Source organism: Collinsella aerofaciens, from assembly GCF_901212495.1.
GTDB lineage: Bacteria > Actinomycetota > Coriobacteriia > Coriobacteriales > Coriobacteriaceae > Collinsella > Collinsella aerofaciens_H.
The window spans coordinates 1-3,098 of record NZ_CAAKNY010000039.1; the positions used below are offsets into that span (position 1 = coordinate 1).

The following is a 3,098-nucleotide window of genomic DNA, read 5'->3' on the forward strand; positions in this document are numbered from 1 at the left end:
AAAAAAGCCCCGTCCCAAATTAGCTACCCCCCAACGCACTTCCCCTCCACCAACATCGGCAACATCGCAGGTTGAGCATAAGTCAGCGAAAGCCCATCAGAGTAGGCTATGCGCCCCCTGCACCAGCAATAGAAAGCGCCGCAAGCAAAGGACGAACAGCGCGCAGCGTCGACCGGTTCCGGCGTTTGGCAAAACGCCGGAACGCAAGTCGCCCCCTCCCGCGCACGGAACAGGAGGGGGCTAAAGGTAGGAGTCTACCGGCGGGCTGACCCCACCGGACAGACGATGACCAGGTGATCCTTTACAGGATCGTCAAGGTTTCCGTGGGGCACCCGTTGGGCTCTTAGATCAACACGCAGGCGACGGTCAGGATGATGGCACAGACGACGGAGAGAGCGACGATGAGCTTAAGGGCAAACTTGAGCCAGGTCGTCCACTCGATCTTGGCCAGAGCGAGACCGCCCATGATGGCACCGGAGGTCGGGGTGAACAGGTTCACGACACCGATGGCAGCGGAGAAGATCATGACCATGACCTCGGGCGAGAAGCCGAGCTTAACAGCCAGCGGTCCCATGATGGGCATGGAGACGGTGGCCATACCGGAGGTCGAGGGGATCAGGAAGGACAGGCCGAAGTAGACCAGGAAGCTCATGGGAGCGAAGATCACACCGGACAGGCCAGCCAGGGCATTGGCGGCAGCGTTAAGGACATACTTGTCAAGACCGGTGTTAGCCATGAGGACGGAAATACCACGGGCGAGAGCGATGACGAGAACAACGGACATCATGTCGGCAGCGCCGGCGATGAAGGTGTTAACGATCTGCTTCTCGGACAGGCCGCCGATGATACCGATCAGGATAGCCATGAGGAAGAACCAGGTGGAAGCCTCGTTGAAGTACCACTGGCCAATAGGCAGACCGGTGATCAGGGCAGACCAGCCCTGGACGACAGCGTTACCATCAGCGTCGTAGACGGCGCCAGCGTCGAAGAAGTCGGCAACGCCCTTGTTGAGGTCAGCCAGCGGGATGAAGCCGACGATCATAACGACGAAGGTGAAGGCGAAGGCGATCAGAACACCCTTCTGACGACCGGTGAGCTTGACCTCCTTGTTAACCTCGGAAGCAGCCTTGCCGTGAGCCTCTTCGGCGTCCTTAAGCTCCTGCATCGACAGGATGGTGGAGCCCTTGTCGGCCTTGACCTTCTTGGCGTAGCTCATCACGAAGACGATGGACATGGCGGTGGTGACGACCCACAGGACGGCACCGAGGCCGATGATGATGGTCTGGTTGACCTGAATGCCAACGCCGGTCAGGGCGTCGACGGCAGCGCCGACGGCAAACGGGTTAACCGTGGAACCCAGGCAGCCGCAGCCAGCACCGAGCAGGACGGTGGCGGCGCCGACCATAGGGTCGAAGCCAGCGGCCATCATGGTAGCGGCGAGCAGGGCGTAGAAGGGAACGGTCTCCTCGCACATACCATAGGTGGTACCGCCGAGGGAGAAGATGAACATAAGGACAGGAATGAGCATGATCTCGTTGCCCTTAAGCTTCTGCACCAGAACGGCAATGCCGTTGTCCAGAGCGCCAGTCTCGGTCATCATGCCGAGGAAGCCGCCCAGGATCATAACGAAGAGGCAGACGGGCAAAGCGTCAGCGAAGCCCAGAATCGGAGCGGTGCAGAAATCGCTCAGGCGGGCTGCAGTAACCGCGCCGCCGGACGCGCCGGAGACGATAACGGTAATCACTGCGACAATTGCCAGCAGAGCTAGAAGAATGGTGAACGATGAAGGCATACCGCGCTTTTTCTTAGCGGTCTCAGTCATGGTTCTCATCCCCCCTTCATAAATCATTTCACTTTCTCGCGCGAAGCGGATCTTCCGTGCCGTGCCCACCGCCCAAAGCGAGATATTTACCAGACAAAGCCGCTCGGGGTGTGCAGCAATACACCCCGAGCGAGATGCTAGAGCTCTTACTTGAGGGTTGCGTACATGACGGCCTTGATGGTGTGCATGCGGTTCTCGGCCTCGTCGAAGACCTTGGAAGCGGGGCTCTCGAAGACCTCGTCGGTGACCTCCTGCTCGGTGATGCCGAACTGCTCGCACTTCTCGGCGCCAATCGTGGTGTTGGTGTCGTGGAAGCTGGGCAGGCAGTGCAGGAAGATGGCACCCGGGTTGGCCATAGCCATGACCTCGGAGGTAACACGATACGGGGTGAGCTGAGCGATGCGCTCGGCCCAGACCTCGTCGGGCTCGCCCATGGAGACCCACACGTCGGTGTAGATAACGTCGGCACCGGTGACGCCGTCCTTGACGTCGGTGGTGAGCTTGATGGTGCAGCCGTTGGCCTTGGCGATGGGCTTGCAGGCCTCGATGACGTCGTCAGCGGGCATGCACTCCTCGGGGCCACAGGCCACGAAGTTCATACCGAGCTTGGAGCAGACGACCATGAGGGAGCGAGCAACGTTGTTCTTGCAGTCGCCCATGAAGACGAGGGTCTTGCCCTTGATGTCGTAATTGAAGTTCTCCTGGACGGTCAGAATGTCGGCGAGCATCTGAGTGGGATGCCACTCGGTGGTCAGGCCGTTCCACACGGGCACGCCGGACTTAGCGGCGAGCTCCTCGACGTCGTCCTGGGCAAAGCCACGGAACTCGATGCCGTCATACATGCGGCCGAGGACGCGAGCGGTGTCCTCGATGGACTCCTTCTTGCCCATCTGCGACGAACCGGGATCGAGGTAGGTCACGCCCATGCCCAGGTCCATGCCGCCGACCTCGAAGGCGCAGCGAGTACGAGTGGAGGTCTTCTGGAAGAGCAGAACGATGTTCTTGCCCTCGAGATAGCGGTGCGGAACGCCAGCGCGCTTCATGTCCTTGAAGTTCTTGGAGAGCTTGAGCAGGTACTCGATCTCCTCGGTGGTGAGGTCGAGGAGCTTGAGGAAGCTACGACCGGAGAGGTTAACACCCATGGTTTGATTCCTTTCGAAGAAATGAATTACGTAAGTATTAGTGTTGCCCGTTTGACGGGCGAAACCGGTGCGGTTGTAGGGGGACCGCACCGGAAACGGAAAGACTTAGAGGTCCTCGCGCCAGAAGGGCATGC

General features: G+C 59.7%; 2 protein-coding genes. Both read right to left on the reverse strand.

Annotated elements, in window-relative coordinates; all coding sequences use genetic code 11:
- Positions 1 to 343: 343 nt before the first annotated feature.
- On the reverse strand, positions 344 to 1,831 hold the full coding sequence (locus SFLMC1_RS04050) for a YfcC family protein (protein ID WP_370457536.1): 1,488 nt from the start codon (positions 1,829 to 1,831) through the stop codon (positions 344 to 346).
- A 137-nt stretch (positions 1,832 to 1,968) separates the two neighbouring features.
- A complete protein-coding gene (gene argF / locus SFLMC1_RS04055; protein ID WP_152074023.1) occupies positions 1,969 to 2,964 on the reverse strand; it encodes an ornithine carbamoyltransferase in 996 nt (331 codons plus the stop codon).
- Between the last annotated feature and the right edge of the window lie 134 nt (positions 2,965 to 3,098).